Below are 16,260 nucleotides of genomic sequence, written 5' to 3'. Positions count from 1 at the left end.
AAGTGCTTGCTGCATACGGGCTCACAGCTTCAGGTCTCTGTCCCCCAGTGCTTTAAAGCAAGTGGGGTCAGTGCACAGATTGCACAGATTGCACAGATTGCACAAAGTGCACAAATACACACCCTCACTCAACAAATACACATCCCCGTACAAACCACTTTCCACCCCCCCTCTAAAATCACCTAAACAAAAAACCAGCCCCTTAAAAAGAGGCTGGTTTTAGCATTATTCTTCGATATGACGTTTCTTTCTAAACTTACTCAAAACTTCATACACAATCGGTACGATCAGCAGGGTGAGCAGCGTGGAGCTGGTCAATCCGCCGATTACGGTGATTCCGAGTCCTTTGGAGATCAGTCCGCTTCCTTCAAGGCCCAGTGCTAGCGGGGCCAGGGCGCCGATTGTGGCGATGGCGGTCATAAGGATTGGTCTCAGACGTGTCATCCCTGCTTCGAGGATGGCCTCGCGTGTTGGGAGACCTTCATTTTCTTTATGAATGACCCTGTCAATTAGGACAATGGCATTCGTTACAACGATACCGATCAGCATGAGTGCTCCGATCATGGAGGAGATGCTGATGGTTTCTCCTGCGATATACAGCCCTGCGAGTGCTCCAATAATCGTGAACGGCAGGGAGAACAGAATGGCAAACGGTGCAAGCCCTCCGCCAAAGGTGATCACGAGAATCAGGTAGACGATGGCGATCGCGGCAAGCATTGCAAGCCCAAGCTGGGAGAAGGATTCCTGGATGTCTTCACTTACTCCGCCCATTGACAGTTCAACTCCTGCAGGACGGTCTACTTTGTCCAGTTCTTCCTGAACAGCTGCGGACACTTTGCCTACATTGTCGGCTTTGATGTCGCCTGAGACAGAGACACTGATTTTCCCGTTCTGGCGGGTAATCGTATCGGACGTCGTGCCTTCTTTTACTTCCGTTACGTCTTTAATCGAAACTTCCTGTCCAAGGGAGGAAGTGATCGTTTTGTCTGTCAGATCATTGATGTCTTCGAGGGTTTCTTCTTCCGCTTCAAGATAGACTTCAACATCTTTTCCATCCTTCTGAATCGTGGTGACGACCGGACGTTCAGCCTGCTGGCTGAGTTCCATTGCGACTTGTCCGGCTGTGAGGCCGAGCTCACTCAATTTCTTCTGGTCAGCAACCAGCCTGTATTCTTCATACGTTTTGGAAAGTCCGCTATCCACATTTTCCAGTTCTTTATTGTCTTTGAGAATTTTTTCAACATCTGCCACTACCGGCTTAATGTCATCGATATTCTCTCCATTAATGGAAACGTCAAGGGAGTTGCTGCTGCCACCGGAGGCGAAGTTCTGGGCAGCCCATTCTCCTTTTGGTGCTTTTTCCTGGAGATCTTCTACAACTTTTTCTTTTTCCGCTTCAAAGTTCTCATAATCATCATTGTATTTCACGAAGAACAGAGCCTGATTCTGTGCTCCCGGGTTCATCGGATTTTCTCCGCCAAGAGAGTATTGAATCGTTTCAGCGCCTTTGCGGCTGTCAAAATACTTTTCTGCGTCGAGCGCGATCTTTTCCGATTCTTCTCTTGTTTGGCCAGGCTCCGGACTATACGTCACCATAACCATTTTTTCTTCTTCTTCAGGAAGGAAGCTTACTCCGATCAGCGGAACGAGTGCAATGCTTCCGACCAGCAGCAGGACAGCAATACCGGAAGTAATCCACTTGTGGTTAAGTGACCAGTTCAGGACATTCCGGTAAAATCCGGATAGTTTTCCTTGCCCCTCTTCCTTATGATGCTTAACACCTACCCCTTTCTTGAAGAAGGAGTGTGCCATCATCGGTACAATCGTAATTGCCACGAGCAGGGAAGCGAGCAGAGAAAAGACAATCGTCAGGGCAAACGGCAGGAACAGTTCTCCAATCATTCCTTTTACGAGACCGAGCGGAAGGAAAACCGCAATCGTTACAATCGTAGAGGACAGAATCGGCATGAACATTTCCTTCGTTGCTGAAATGATCAGTTCTTTCCCTTTGAGCGGCTCATTTTTCAGAGACATTCTCCGGTAAATGTTTTCTATTACTACAATGGAGTCATCCACTACCCGTCCTATTGCCACGGTCATCGCGCCAAGTGTCATGATATTCAGCGTGATGTCCATCTGGTTCAAGATCAGGATCGCAATCAGCAATGAAAGCGGGATGGAGATAACAGAGATAATGGTTGTCCGGATATTCCTCAGGAACAGGAGAATGATCAGCATCGCGAATCCTGCCCCGAACAGCGCTTTGCTGATCATGGTGTTGACAGATTCTTCAATAGGCTCCCCCTGGTCGAAGGTTGAGGTAAAGGTTACATCCGGATAATCCTTTTCCAGTTCTTTTACTTGTTTTTCAACCGCGTTCACTACGTCGACCGTGTTGGCATCTTCCGATTTCACGATTTGGAAACCAATGGACTCCTGTCCGTTCGTTCTGGAAATCGATTCCGCTTTGCCCGCGATTTTTACATCTGCAAGTTCACCAAGCTTAACAGTAGGCAGCTGCTGAGGTGTGGAAGGTGATTGAGGCTGTGTTCCTCCACTTTGAGCAGGAGCTTGTTCCGAGCCTGGAGTCTGGCCTGCTCCGCCTTGAGCAGGTGCCTGCCCGGAGCCTGGAGTCTGGCCTGCTCCGCCTTGAGCCGGCGCCTGTCCGGAGCCTGGAGTCTGGCCTGCTCCACCTTGAGCAGGTGCTCCGCTGCCGCCTGATTGCGGTGCGGGGCTTTCGGGAACTACAGGGATTTCTACGTTTTTCAAGTCGTCGATGGTCGTGATGTTTCCATCTACCATAACGGACTTTTCGGTATTTCCGAACGCATATAATCCGAGCGGGGCAGATACATCCGAGCCTTTAATCATATTCTGGACCGTTTCTTCATCCAGACCGTACTTTTCCAGCTGGTCCTTTTTGAATACGAGCTGCCCTTCTTCAACCTGCTGTCCGGAAAGCTGGACGGAGCCCACGCCTTCAAGTCCTTCAAAAGAGGAAACCATTTCATCTTCGGCGATCTTTGTCAGATCTTCTAATGATTCTTTTTCACTGGAAGCACTTAGCACAATAACAGGGAACGCGTTCAAGCTGAGACGGGAGACTTCCGGCTCATCTACACCTTCCGGAAGTTCAATGGAACCGAGTGCATCCTGTGCTTCCTGTTTGGCCTCGTCCATGTTTTTTTCATAGCTGTATTCTATTTGAAGGGAGGAGACGTTCTGAAAAGAAGAAGAACGGACTGTACTTACTCCATTCAGATTCTGGAGCTGCTTTTCCATCGGCTCCGACAGTTCATCTGCCACTTGCTGAGGAGTGGCACCCGGATAGACCGTGGTAACCGTCAGCAGCGGGGTGTTGATATTCGGTATGGTTTCAAGCTTCATATTCAAGCCTGAATACAGGCCTGCTGCTGTTACGATAATGGTCAAAAGCCACACAGCAAATTTATTTTTTAATGCAAAACTGATGATATGCTTCATTTTCAGTTGTCCTCCTATGTAAATTGACTGCCTGGTCACAACACTCTATAATATAACTGACCAGCCAGTCACAGTCAATGAATAAGGTGTGAACGTTTGAACAAGCGGTCAGCGCCATTCTTAGGAGCGACAGCCATGAAGGAAAAGGAACGGATGATTATGGAGGAAGCTACAAAACTTTTTGCAGAGAAAGGGTTTCGAGATGCCTCCATCCAGGAAATCGCTGCGGCTAGCGGGATTTCAAAAGGGGCTTTTTATCTGCATTTCAAATCAAAAGAAGTGCTGCTTTTATCCATTTTGGAGCATCACCATCAGGCATTTGAGGAACGCGCAGCCCAAATTGAAAGAAAAGACCTTTCACCAAGGGAAAAATTCGTCCAGTGGATGGATCTCACTTTTGATGAAATTACGAAGCACCGTGAATTTATCATTACTCAAATCAGGGAACAGGCCCTGCCATTTAATAAAGAAATTGAAAACTATTTTCGTGAAAAAGAACGAGTGTCTTATTTCAAGTTTGAGAAAAATCTGATTCGGATGTACGGCGAGGACGTTCAGCCGTTTCTTGGGGATTTAATCGTGCTTGCAAAAGGCATGCTGAAATCCTATCTTGAGCTCATTATCCTGGATGCCATCCGCTTTGACCGCCAGCAGCTTCCGGTCTTTCTGCTTGAAGTGATGGACAGCCTTGTTGAAGGGTTAAAGAAAAGCAGCCTCAGCCCGATTATTACGGAAAACTCGATAAACGATCTGTGGAAAACGTTAAGAAGCACAAGGCTTGGTTCTACTGAATACCTCCTTGAAATGCTGCAGGAATCGCGGAAGAATGCACATGATAATGAAGAGATTACCGTGACCCTCGATGTATTGGAAGATGAACTGAAAAGCGACCCTATACGCAAGCCTGTCATAAAAGGCATGATTGCCAATCTGGAGCCATATGAAACGTACAGCGGATTAATTGATGCCTTCAATCGATATGTTTTACAGGAATAGAAAAAGGAGCCCTGGATTCAGGCTCCTTTTTCTTTAATTAAAAACCGCTTCCGCCCATTCCGGATGATCAATAAATGGATTGCGGTTGTTCTGGTAGTCACTGTAAATTACATCGTTGCGGTTCCGTTCAAATTCGCTTACCGGATCCTGCCGGTGCCATTCAAGGAGAACGGACTGTTTTCCCATATATGGGGCAGAACCGTTGCTGACTCTTTCATTCATTTCCAGATCCGGTTCGCCGCTGTCTCCTTCATAGCGAACAGCCATATAAAAGATCATGCGGGCTACATCGCCTTTTACTTCATCGCGGGGCTCCCATGAATCACTGTCATAGTAGTTGCCGGGCGCCTCAGAGGATTGTGTTCCTCCGTTATCAAAATCAAGGTTTCCTCTTGAGCTGTTCACTGTTACATCGGTAGGGCGCAAATGATGGATGTCTGTTCCCGGTCCCATTGCAGTTCCGAAGTCACCGTGGGATTTAGCCCAAACGTGCTCACGGTTCCAGTCATCTGCATTTCCGCCGTTTGCAAATTTGCTCTGTGATCTGCCTGTATAAAGAAGCAGGACATTGCTTGAATTTGCAGGGTCTTCATCCGTATTTCTGAGGGCATCCCATACTGCGTCATAAGACAGCTCTGTGTGGTCATCTATAATATTGTGGAGCGCCGTTTTCAGGGAAGCTCCTGTTTTTCCGATTGCTCCATTGTAATAAGTTCCGTCGTAAGGGGACGGCTCTGAAGTACCGCCGCCATCTGATCCCCCTCCATCATCTGGAGGCGGTGTGCCGTCTGCAAGTTCCATTTGAGAAGGACTTTTCAGGCCTGCATGAGAAAAATAAGCTGTCAGGCTTCCAGTTGCTTTTATTTGCTTGCCTTTAAGAGAAGGATTGGATTGAAGTCCGAATTCACTTCTGAAAGAATCGCTAAGCTGCACATACAGCATTTTAGCTGGGTTGGTTTCTGTTGGAGAATCTGCGATCGCGACCGCATAGTCATTTGGATAATTGCTTGTCGCAACAGTTGCTGAAGAAGTCGGCTGGCCAGTTACATAGCCTTGAACTGTTTTGGCTGAACCGGTTTGGCTGCCAATGGCCTGAGTTACAGAGTATGGGCTCGTCCATGTTCCGCTGCCCGTCTCCGCCTGTATTTGTGCAGGTGCCGCCAAGGATAGAAGAAAGATAAAAACAAGTGATAACGACAGAAATCTCTTTGCCTTGTTATTCAAGCTGTTTCCTCCTGAAATATATTCTCCCGGCATCCAAGTCCAATTCATTTTCTATTTATGTAAGTCACCTTATTATTTCTTTTTGCGATCGATCCGGACAAGTCCTAATAGTAGCATTCTGACGGGACCAATAGTCCTTGATAAGTTTAAGTAAAAAGTCAGAATTTACATATTATTCTGATTTAACTATAATGAAGGAGATATGCCCTATTAAAAGGAGGAATGATTTTGGATCGCAAAGAGGAAGCTCAAGCGAAGGTACAACGAAAGAAAGGAGCACGGATCGATTACACGGCTGTCGCCGCATCTCCTGCCTTTCAGCAGCTGCTGGCCGAAAAGAAAAAATTTATACTCCCTTTAACCCTGTTTTTCCTTGCCTTTTACTTTACTCTTCCCGTATTGACCGCCTATTCAACGGTTCTGAACAATCCCGCCATCGGTGCGGTAAGCTGGGCCTGGATATTTGCTTTTGCACAGTTTATCATGACCTGGGTCCTTTGCTCTCTTTATTCCCGAAAGGCTGTTTCTTTTGACAAATTAGTAGAAGAAATCCGATCAGAAGCCAAACAATAGGAGGAGTATATGAATCTGTTAGCCTTTTCCCTGTTCTTAGTCATTGTTGCTTTAACATTGGTGATTACTTTTGTTGCCTCTAAACGTACGAAAACAACGAGTGACTTTTATACAGCAGACGGATCTCTTACCGGCTGGCAGAACGGCTTGGCCATTGCAGGTGATTACATGTCAGCCGCTTCATTTTTGGGGATCGCCGGAATGATAGCGCTTTCTGGTTTCGATGGGTTTTTCTACAGCATCGGCTTTCTCGTAGCTTATCTTGTTGTCCTCTATATTGTTGCCGAACCGCTGAGAAACCTTGGAAAGTATACGATGGCTGACATGATCGCAGCCCGGTTTAACGCAAAGAAAGTGCGGGGCGTGGCGGCTCTGAACACCATTTCCATCTCAATCTTTTATATGATCGCCCAGCTGGTTGGGGCAGGGGCCTTGATCAATCTTCTGCTCGGCATTGATTACATATGGTCCGTCCTGATCGTTGGCACTCTTATGACCATTTATGTGGTATTTGGCGGAATGACGGCGACCAGCTGGGTGCAGATTGTAAAAGCACTTCTTTTAATGGTAGGAACGTTTATTATCTCGATCATTGTTTTTTCAAAGTTTGATTTTAACGTTCTAAAGATGTTCTCTGAAATGCAGTCCGCTACACCGCTTGGCGAAAAATTTCTAAATCCGGGAAATAAGTTCACCAATCCGCTGGATAACATCTCTCTCAATTTGGCGCTCGTGCTCGGGACGGCAGGGCTGCCGCACATTCTAATCCGCTTCTTTACGGTTAAGGATGCCATCACTGCCCGGAAATCAGTCGTCTATGCCACATGGATTATCGGGATCTTTTATGTGATGACCATTTTTCTCGGCTTCGGTGCAGCAGCATTCGTCGGCTATGACCGGATTGTAGAAGCAAATGCAGCAGGAAACATGGCAGCCCCGCTGCTCGCCCAGGTGCTCGGAGGAGATTTCCTTTTCGCTTTCGTATCAGCTGTTGCATTTGCCACCATCCTTGCTGTGGTCGCAGGACTTGTTTTATCCGCAGCATCGGCCTTTGCGCATGACTTTTACAGCCATATCCTCCGGAAAGGAAAAGCAACAGAAAAAGAGCAGGTAGTCGCTGCGAGATGGGCATCAGTAGGGGTGGCCGTCATCTCTATTATCCTTGCCCTCTTTGCCCAGAAAATGAATGTGGCATTTCTCGTCGCACTCGCTTTTGCCGTTGCTGCCAGTGCTAACCTTCCTATTATTCTATTCACGATTTTCTGGAAGCGATTTAACACCGCAGGAGCTATTACCGGAATGCTGACGGGATTGCTGAGCTCCCTGATCCTTGTTGCCATCAGCCCGAATATATGGTCTCCTGAAGCAGGGGCAGCCATCTTTACCGGCACTCCCCTCATTTCCTTGACGAACCCGGGGATTATCTCGATCCCGCTCGGCTTCCTGGGTGCTTTTCTTGGCACAGTGGTTTCACGGAAAAAAGAGCCTGAAGCGAAGTTTGACGAGATTGTGGTCAGAGCCAATACCGGGATTAAAGGAGAATATAATTAGAAAATGCATGCAAATAGAAAAAGTCCACCGGATCCAGGATCCGGTGGACTTTTTCTAATGTCCGCCAAGGTATGCCATTTTCACCTGTTCACTTGAGTGCAGCTCATCCGGATGGCCGGAGATGACGACACGGCCTGTTTCAAGGACATATGCCATGTTGGCGACCGATAGTGCCATATGGGCATTCTGCTCAACGAGGAGAATGGTCGTTCCGCCCTTATTGATTTCCTCAATTATGCGGAAGATGGTCTTAACGAGCAGCGGAGCAAGCCCCATGGAAGGCTCGTCAAGCAGCAGCAGCCGCGGCCGTGCCATCAGGGCCCGCCCCATTGCGAGCATTTGCTGTTCTCCTCCTGACAATGTTCCAGCCTGCTGCTTGATCCGTTCCTGAAGACGCGGAAAAAGGTCGAAAACCATATCAAAATCGTCCTTTACCCCTTTTTTGTCTTTGCGAAGATAAGCTCCGAGCTCCAGGTTTTCCTCTACGGACATGTTCGCAAAAATCCTCCGCCCTTCCGGCACATGGGAAATGCCCTGCTTAACGATGGTTTGCGCTGCTTTGCCGTTTATGTTCTTGCCCTCAAAAACGACAGTGCCTTTCTTAGGCTTCAAAAGCCCTGAGATGGTCTTCAGCAGCGTGCTTTTGCCGGCTCCATTGGCCCCGATCAGTGTTACGATCTCTCCCTGCTTTATTTCCAGGGAAACTTCCTTCAGCGCCTGGATATGGCCGTAATATACGTTGATTCCTTCTACCTTCAGCATTATGAAACCTCCTCGCCCAGGTAGGCCTCGATGACCTTTGGATTGCTGCGCACTTCCTCCGGGCTCCCTGATGCGATCAACTGTCCGTGATCCAGCACATAGATCCGTTCGCATACTCCCATAACAAGCGGCATATCATGCTCAATGAGCAGAACGGTCAAGTTGAACTTCTTTCTGATAAAACCGATCAGCTCCATCAGGTCCCGGGTCTCTTGCGGATTCATCCCGGCAGCCGGTTCATCAAGCAGAAGAAGCTTGGGCTGGGCAGCAAGCGCTCTCGCAATCTCCAGCCTGCGCTGCTGTCCGTATGGAAGATTCTTTGCTTTCTCTTCTTTATATCCATCCAGTTTGAAAATTTTAAGAAACTCAAGCGCTTTTTCCTCCATCTCGCTTTCGCCGCTGAAATGGCGCGGGAGCCGGAAGATGGACTCGGCAATTGTATGCCTGGAAAGAGAGTGATAGGCCACTTTTACATTATCGATGACAGATAGCTCTCCAAAAAGGCGGATGTTTTGAAACGTCCTGCTGATCCCTTTTTTCGTTATTTTATAGGGTGCCAGATTTTTAAGCTTTTCTCCGCTTAAGGAAATGCTTCCTTCAGTCGGGACATAGACTCCCGTCAGCAGGTTGAAGAAGGTCGTCTTCCCTGCACCGTTCGGCCCGATCAGCCCGGCCAGCTCTCCTTCAAATAGCTCGATGTTCACACCGGAGACGGCCTTCAAGCCTCCGAATTGAATTCCTACAGAATCTACTTTAAGCAGGGGTGTTGTGTTTTTCATCTGGCTGGCCTCCTTGCGCAGGTTTCTGTCTTTTGAAGAAGGATGTAATCTCTTTTGTTCCAAGCAGTCCCTGAGGACGGTACAGCATCATCACGATCAGCACGAGGCTGTAGATAATCATCCGCGTTTCCGGATAGTCTTGCAGGAATGTGGAAATGATCGTCAGCAGGATGGCTGCGATCACCGCTCCGGACATGCTTCCAAGGCCGCCCAGTACGACATAAATTAGAATATCAAATGACTTCAGGAATCCGAAGTTAGAGGGCTGGATGATGTAGAAGTTGTGAGCGAAAAGTCCGCCTGCAACCCCTGCAAAAAAAGCCCCGATGACAAAGGCGATGACCTTGTAATAGGTCGTATTGATGCCCATTGCATCTGCTGCTGTCTCATCTTCCCTGACCGAAATACAGGCTCTTCCGTGAGTCGAATTGGTAAAATTCCGGATAACGACAATCGTCAGCAGCAGACAGACAAAGATCCATGGCCATGTTGTCAGGTTGGAAACCTGCATCCCGCTTGCCCCGCCTACGTAATCCGTGTTCAGCAGCAGGATCCGGACGATCTCACCAAAGCCGAGCGTGGCAATCGCCAGATAGTCTCCCTTAAGCCTTAACGTCGGTATGCCGATGAGCAGTCCCGCTGCCGCAGCGGCCAGCCCGCCGGCAAGAAGAGCAAGCGCAAAGGGAAGCTGGAGATTCATCGTGAAAATAGCGGCTGCATAGGCTCCTACCGCGAGGAATCCGGCATGTCCGATCGAAAACTGTCCCGTAATGCCGATAATCAGGTGCAGACTGACCGCCAGAATGATATTAATCGCGATTGTAAAAATGGTGTTTGTATAAAAGGGATTTAATATTCCCCCGGAAATAAGAACCTGCAGTACGGCAAATCCAGCCAGCGCTGCTCCGATCGATAGCCAGAAGCCGAGTCTTTTTTGCTGTTTAGCCATTGGCTTCCCCTACACTTTCTCTCTCATATTTTTCCCGAACAAACCCGATGGACGGAAAATGAGAATTAATATGAGTACGATAAAAGCAACCCCGTCGCGCCAGAGTGAAAAACCGAGGGCACTGACAAGTGATTCAATGACGCCGAGGACAAGGCCGCCGACCATGGCACCCGGTATGATGCCGATCCCTCCCAGAACAGCTGCGACAAACGCTTTGAGTCCGGGGATGATCCCCATCAGCGGTTCAATCTTTGTGTAGTACACTCCAAAAATGACACCCGCTGCACCAGCAAGAGCAGAACCGATCGCGAACGTTGCAGAAATGGTGTTATCGACATTGATTCCCATCAGCTTAGCCGCTTCAGCATCATGCGAAACAGCTCTCATCGCCTTGCCGATTTTTGTCCGGTGGACGATGAATTGAAGCAAGATCATAAGAAAAACAGAGATTCCAAGAATCAATAATGATTGCGAACTGATGTTCAACCCGAAAAGATTAATGCTTTCTTCCGGTAAAACTTCTTTTGGATAGGCTTCAGGCTGCGCACCGCGCACGTAGATCATGCCATACTCAATAAACAGCGAGACCCCGATGGCAGTAATCAGGGCAGCGATCCTTGTGGCATTCCTCAGCGGCTTATAAGCAATCCGTTCAATCATCATTCCAAACAGGGCACATACCGTCATAGCGATCAGCAGTGCCGGCAGGAACGGGAGATCTAGGACCGTAATGGAATAAAACCCGACAAACGCACCGACCATAAAGACGTCGCCGTGTGCAAAGTTGATCAGCTTCACGATACCGTAAACCATTGTATAGCCGAGGGCAATGAGTGCGTAAATACTTCCAAGCGATATGCCGTTAATCAGCTGCTGGACAAATTCCATCGCTAACTCTCCTTATTCTGCTGGTTATTTTGGTTGGAAAATGGCAAAAAGGAAGGGGGGAATCCCCCCGTTCCATACTCTTCGCAGCTTATTCCGGCTCTACTTTTGTTTTAAACTCCTGTTTGCCCTCTTTGTATTCAAGAATGGACGCAGACTTTACCGGATCGTGATTTTCATCAAGCGTGAGGTTTCCGGAAATCAGCTGCAGGTCTTTTGTTTCTGCAAGCGCCTTTTGAATTTTTTCAGGGTCCCCGCCGCCTGCACGTTTTACTGCATCGGCAATGTAATAGGCGGTATCATAGCCGAGTGCTGCGAAGGCATCAGGTGATTTATCCTTGTACTTCTTTTTGAAGGCCTCAACAAATTTCTGGATCTTTTCATCAGGATCGCCGGAGGAATAGTGATTCGTGATAAACGTGTTGTTCAGAGCTTCTGCTCCGGCAATCTCTGCTAGCTTAGGAGAATCCCAGCCGTCTCCGCCCATGAACGGAACATCGATGCCCATCTCGCGTCCCTGTTTGATGATCAGGCCGACTTCTTCATAGTAGCCGGGCAGGAACACAAAATCAGGTTTGGCTGATTTGATTCTTGTAAGTGTGGCGCGGAAATCTGTATCCTTTGCGATATAAGCCTCTTCAATGGCAACCTTTCCGCCTGCTTTCGTAAAGGCCTCTTTAAAGGCAGCAGCTAGCCCCTTGGAGTAGTCACTTGCGGAGTCAATATAAACAGCCGCTGTTTTTGCACCGAGCTCTGTGGAGGCGAAATTCGCTGCCACTGTTCCCTGGAACGGGTCGATAAAGCATGTTCTGAATGCATACTCGTTCACTTTGCCGTCTTTTACGGTAATAGCCGGGTTTGTTCCTGTCGGAGTCACGAGCGGAACCTTATTTTTTGCCAGGATTTCAACCTGCGCCAGCGTATTGGTGCTCGTAGCCGCACCTACAACGGCTGCCACTTTGTCCTGGCTGACAAGTTTAAGCGCGCCGGCTGTTGCCTCGGCTGCTTCCGACTTGTTGTCTACCTTTTTCAGCTCCAGCTTTTTGCCGTCGATTCCTTCTTTATTGATTTCTTCAAGTGCGAGCTCCAGCCCTTCAGATACGGATTGTCCATAGGACGCAACCCCGCCTGAAAGCTCAAGATTTGCACCGATTTTAATCACATCTCCACCGCCTGATCCGCCTGTCCCCTGCGCTCCGCATCCTGCAGCGATTCCTGAAAGCAGTGACAATGATAGAAAAATACCCGCCAATTTCCTCTTTTTCATCTTTACTTGCCCCCCAAATTTTTTTATCAAATAAGTGCGATTACTTGCCCCTTCGTTTATTTTGAATAATTTCAATAAAATTAATATTCTGAAAATATTTTACATAATAGATTTCATTTCGTCTAGTAGTTTCAGAGGCCTTTCCTCCACTTTATTCCTACACAAATCGACATATCTGATGATTAAAAAGGCCTGTTTATTCAAGCGTTTACGAATATTATGTAGAATTGTCCGGAATGAACGCCTATAGCGAAGTAAAATTTTTTTACCCTCCAGCAGAGAATCGATTCTTCTTATGGCCGGCATACCCAAATCCGGCAGCTTTGCTAAGGCAAAAAGGCTACTAATAGATTGCCTGCAACAAAAAAACCGGCATAACCGGCTTTTACCCATTGATTCTTCTCTGGGCCTGCGGAGGCTGTTCCAGCCAGCCGCGGTCAATCATCAGTTTGGCGCCCTCTTCTGCAAAGAGGAGAATGTCCTTCATCAGCAGCAAGTATTTGGTGCCGATGTCCCTCCTTGATGAAGTGGACAAAGCCCGGCCGAGCAGCCAGATGGCAGTGGTGCTTGATGAGGTGATCATAAACAGATTCAGCTTATCAGAAAACGGGTTTACTTTTGAATCCGTCAATTCCATGGACACAGGCAGAGTTCCCATATGCCCTTCTTTTTTCAGCAGCTCATTAAATGTGTCTATCTGCTTTTGGGCAAGCTTCTGGCCCCTGATAAAATATTCCTTCACTTCGTGATCCCTGCACGTCTGAATCAGTCCAATTAGATGGATCAGCCCAATGTAGTTCCGTTCGATGATAAAGAAGGCTTCGCCCAGCTCAAAGGCGTTCATCGCTCTTTCCTTCAGCCATCCGTTTAAAAAAGAATCCTTCTGAACAAAATCAGGCTTCGCGGGATAAGGAATTTTTGGAGGGCGGTCATAGATTCCTTTCGAAAGCATAAGATCCACTGCCTTCCGGTAAAGGACCCCAGATGCTTCCTTTGCGTGCATAAAAAAATCCAAAAGGTCTTTGCGCGCCACTGTAACAAAGGAATATGCCTCTCCCATCATAGACAGCTGGCTCACGCGGTAAACGAAGCTGAGTGCATACAGGTCTGTAAAAAGAGCAGGGGCCTCTTCGTTCACATCCTCGTCTCCGAAGCCAATCGGCACAGGAAAGTTTTCTTTTTCAAAGATCGCTGTAATTTGCTGCAGGGAGGAAACAGACAGGTCATGGGCCTCTTTAACAATCGGACCGATTTCTTCGTCCTCCATATGGATCAGAAAATGCTTAAAAAAGCACAACGTTGCTGTTTCCTGCATATATGCGGTCCATAGCGCGGATATTTCAGGAGTAGTCAAATTAATGTTGTGGTGAGTCAAAGAATAAGCCTCTCTTCCAAAGATAATTTGTTGAAAGCAAACGTTCCACATGGAACAATATCACTCATTTAATATTCGTTCGGTTTCCTCCTTAGAGGCAGCGTCATACAGCGAATTCCGCCTCCTCCTTTTTCAAGTTCAGCCACATCTACTTCAATCAGATTCTTGTTTTTCAGCTTAGGATGCTTTCTTAGCATGCGTTTGTTCGCTTTCGTACTGATCAGCATGGTTTCCGGGTTCACGTGGAAAAAGTTAAGGTCCGGGCTCGGATCATATTCATCTATCCAGTAGATTTCGAATCCATGGCGTGCTATAAACTCTTCATACATCTCGAACCTGGAACCAGATTCCGTCCAAATCCTTACAGGGTAATACTTTAAAAACCGTTTTGAAATCATAAGATCCTGATTCGCAACATTGCAGTACATATCTAAATGAAGAGTATCAGCCCGCCTTGGAAGATCAATCAGTCCTATTTCTGAAAAGCCAATTTGAAAAAGGAGATTTCTGATGGATTTAACACTGCTCTCCGTTGTCCGGAGCCCTACATTGATGAGAATAGCATCCTTGTTAAGCAAAAGCAGATCACCAAACTCCAAGACTTCTGCCTCATCGTTTGCGTTCAGAAGGAAAACCTCATCAGAAAACCATGTTTTCATAACCCGGTGAGCATGAAAATATTCAGGCCTCCGCATGGATATTCCCGGAACCCCGGGAATGATCGTGTTACCAAGGACACAAGCCAAATCCCGGACGAAAAAGCGGTTTATAAGCTTCTGGTTCAGCTTTAGTTCTTCTTTGGATAAATACTCGCTACAAAACCTCCGCGCCGGAGTCTTCCAGTGCAGTTTTCAGAGCCAGATATGCTGCCATTGCTTTGTCTTGCGACGTGGTTGCACTCCAATTTACATCAGCTGCTATCCTTGCATTCGGAATGTCAACTATAGAGGGAGGGCATACGATGACTGCCTCTAACTCACCTTGCTCTGACCAGCAGCCCGGACGAATGGATTTCATCAATATTGCCTGCCTTTCTACTTTTTTTTATCATAACCAAACCTGTTGAAAGCATTCTGTTCAGTAGGAAAACACAAAAAAAGAAGCCTCTCATCGAGTGCTTCTTCGTTTATTCATCACTTTTTTTGCGATCGGGTAGATAATAGGAGCCCATTTGATTACTTTTCTGATTAGATTGCCCATTAGGATCCCTCCTTGTTACCTATAAGTTTCCCAATGGCGCACTTTCGTAAACTCCCTCATTTTTTGACAATTGGCACCCATACCTCGCATTTGTAGCCGGGCTGGTACGGATCCCCTTCCTTCGGATACACTTCCATCTCGGGACCTCCCGCATGCTCGAAGCCTGTGGACGGGAACCATTCTGAGAAAATCCTCGTCCATACCTCCTGGATCGCATGCGGCATTGCGCCTGTTGATTCAAATACTGCCCAAGTGTAAGCGGGAATCGTCCGCTTTTCAAAATTAGCAGGCAGCCCTTCATCCGATGCTTCTATGCTGATTAAATACCTCATCGTTTCCTTTTCATGATTGTGGTCCAGACAGATCCCCAGAAAGCCGAGCGGCCCGCAATGCGGTGCCAGCTGGTCACTTAAACCGCCCGCCTCGTTTGCTTCCTCCCAAAACCGGCTGATCGTCTGATCCTGCTCCTGATTCGACGGCGTGACAATGGATTTGCCGATCACCTGAAAGCTTGGTTTCTCCACGATTCGATAATTCATTTCTTTTTCCCCCTTAAGCTGAATGTGGAAGGAGATGCGAGGATAGGCTTTCAGAAAGCTTTTGGATTGGCGGGCTTCCCTCGGGCTTATGCCATGGGCATTCCGGAAGGCTTTTGAAAAGGACTCCGGGGATTCGTATCCGTATTTATAAGCAACGTCAATCACTTTCGCATCTGAAAGGATCAGCTCCTGCGCAGCAAGCGTAAGCCTGCGCTTCCTTACGTACTCGCCGGGTGTCAGACCCGTGACCATCTGAAACATCCGGTGAAAATGAAATTTTGACATACAGGCTGCAGCTGCCGCCTCTTCCATTTGGATTTCGGATCCCAGCCGTTCCTCCATGTACTGAATGCTTTCGTTCAACCGGGTTAACGCTTCCATTCCTGCACCCCCTTCTGTAAAAATCGTATCAGCTTCGGTCTCCGGCATCCTGTCATTTTTTGCTTTTCAAAGACTGGTTATCATTTATTCCAGGGGAGAATCCCCTTTCCCTTAGTGTATATTGTAAAATAGTCTCATAAGACTTGCTTGAACTACCCCCACTTAATTTCCTTGCAGAAATTTGAAGTGGGGGATTCCTAAGAACACGGGCGTAACCGCCCGTTATTGATTAGGCGATCCCCGCAGTCCCTGCGGTTAGAAGCCTCAAGGTTTCGGTCAAAATGTTTTGGCTCGCG

The 16,260-nt window shown here is 47.6% G+C and carries 14 protein-coding genes; 3 read left to right on the top strand and 11 right to left on the bottom strand.

All coding sequences use genetic code 11. The annotated features are described in order from the left end of the window. Positions 1-225: 225 nt before the first annotated feature. Complete coding sequence (locus GKZ89_RS20540; protein ID WP_155114279.1) at positions 226-3,483, bottom strand: efflux RND transporter permease subunit; 3,258 nt, start codon at positions 3,481-3,483, stop codon at positions 226-228. 135 nt (positions 3,484-3,618) lie between these two features. Here GKZ89_RS20540 and GKZ89_RS20535 point away from each other — a divergent pair, with 135 nt between their 5' ends. Continuing rightward, positions 3,619-4,479, top strand: coding sequence for a TetR/AcrR family transcriptional regulator (locus tag GKZ89_RS20535; protein ID WP_155114278.1), 861 nt, complete (start codon positions 3,619-3,621; stop codon positions 4,477-4,479). 33 nt (positions 4,480-4,512) lie between these two features. On the opposite strand, the gene GKZ89_RS20530 is transcribed toward GKZ89_RS20535, so the two are convergent. Then, positions 4,513-5,703 (bottom strand): endonuclease, encoded by a 1,191-nt coding sequence (locus GKZ89_RS20530; RefSeq protein ID WP_430697761.1) that lies wholly within the window; start codon positions 5,701-5,703, stop codon positions 4,513-4,515. Positions 5,704-5,931: 228 nt separating this feature from the next. Between GKZ89_RS20530 and GKZ89_RS20525 the strand changes: the two genes are divergently transcribed. Both GKZ89_RS20525 and GKZ89_RS20520 read left to right on the top strand, forming a co-directional pair. Then, positions 5,932-6,276: a DUF485 domain-containing protein gene (locus tag GKZ89_RS20525; RefSeq protein ID WP_241680343.1), complete on the top strand. Its 345-nt coding sequence runs from the start codon at positions 5,932-5,934 to the stop codon at positions 6,274-6,276. Positions 6,277-6,285: 9 nt separating this feature from the next. After that, positions 6,286-7,827, top strand: coding sequence for a solute symporter family protein (locus GKZ89_RS20520; protein ID WP_155114275.1), 1,542 nt, complete (start codon positions 6,286-6,288; stop codon positions 7,825-7,827). A 54-nt stretch (positions 7,828-7,881) separates the two neighbouring features. Here GKZ89_RS20520 and GKZ89_RS20515 read toward each other — a convergent pair whose 3' ends face one another. From GKZ89_RS20515 to GKZ89_RS20480, 9 genes are all read right to left on the bottom strand, one after another. Next, positions 7,882-8,589, bottom strand: coding sequence for an ABC transporter ATP-binding protein (locus GKZ89_RS20515; RefSeq protein WP_155114274.1), 708 nt, complete (start codon positions 8,587-8,589; stop codon positions 7,882-7,884). Continuing rightward, a complete protein-coding gene (locus GKZ89_RS20510) occupies positions 8,589-9,368 on the bottom strand; it encodes an ABC transporter ATP-binding protein (RefSeq protein ID WP_155114273.1) in 780 nt (259 codons plus the stop codon). Before GKZ89_RS20510 ends, GKZ89_RS20515 begins: the two co-directional genes overlap by 1 nt. Next, complete coding sequence (locus GKZ89_RS20505; RefSeq protein ID WP_155114272.1) at positions 9,343-10,317, bottom strand: branched-chain amino acid ABC transporter permease; 975 nt, start codon at positions 10,315-10,317, stop codon at positions 9,343-9,345. The genes GKZ89_RS20510 and GKZ89_RS20505 overlap by 26 nt, the downstream gene beginning before the upstream one ends. Positions 10,318-10,326: 9 nt before the next feature. Continuing rightward, positions 10,327-11,205 carry a branched-chain amino acid ABC transporter permease gene (locus GKZ89_RS20500; RefSeq protein ID WP_155114271.1) on the bottom strand — a complete coding sequence of 293 codons (879 nt, stop codon included), beginning with the start codon at positions 11,203-11,205 and terminating at the stop codon, positions 10,327-10,329. An 88-nt stretch (positions 11,206-11,293) separates the two neighbouring features. After that, positions 11,294-12,469, bottom strand: a complete 1,176-nt coding sequence (locus GKZ89_RS20495; protein WP_155114270.1) for an ABC transporter substrate-binding protein — start codon at positions 12,467-12,469, stop codon at positions 11,294-11,296. 385 nt (positions 12,470-12,854) lie between these two features. Beyond that, positions 12,855-13,844, bottom strand: coding sequence for a DUF3231 family protein (locus GKZ89_RS20490; RefSeq protein WP_155114269.1), 990 nt, complete (start codon positions 13,842-13,844; stop codon positions 12,855-12,857). Positions 13,845-13,912: 68 nt separating this feature from the next. After that, positions 13,913-14,590, bottom strand: a complete 678-nt coding sequence (locus tag GKZ89_RS20485) for an arginine deiminase family protein (RefSeq protein ID WP_241680342.1) — start codon at positions 14,588-14,590, stop codon at positions 13,913-13,915. Between the two features lie 361 nt (positions 14,591-14,951). Beyond that, positions 14,952-15,044, bottom strand: a complete 93-nt coding sequence (locus GKZ89_RS21705; protein WP_488225888.1) for a hypothetical protein — start codon at positions 15,042-15,044, stop codon at positions 14,952-14,954. 56 nt (positions 15,045-15,100) lie between these two features. After that, positions 15,101-15,964, bottom strand: coding sequence for an AraC family transcriptional regulator (locus GKZ89_RS20480; protein ID WP_155114268.1), 864 nt, complete (start codon positions 15,962-15,964; stop codon positions 15,101-15,103). Positions 15,965-16,260 lie beyond the last annotated feature (296 nt).

This window comes from Metabacillus mangrovi, assembly GCF_009711125.1.
Classification (GTDB): domain Bacteria; phylum Bacillota; class Bacilli; order Bacillales; family Bacillaceae; genus Metabacillus_B; species Metabacillus_B mangrovi.
Note: the sequence above shows the minus strand (reverse complement) of the source record. Positions and strands in the feature narration are given on the sequence as shown.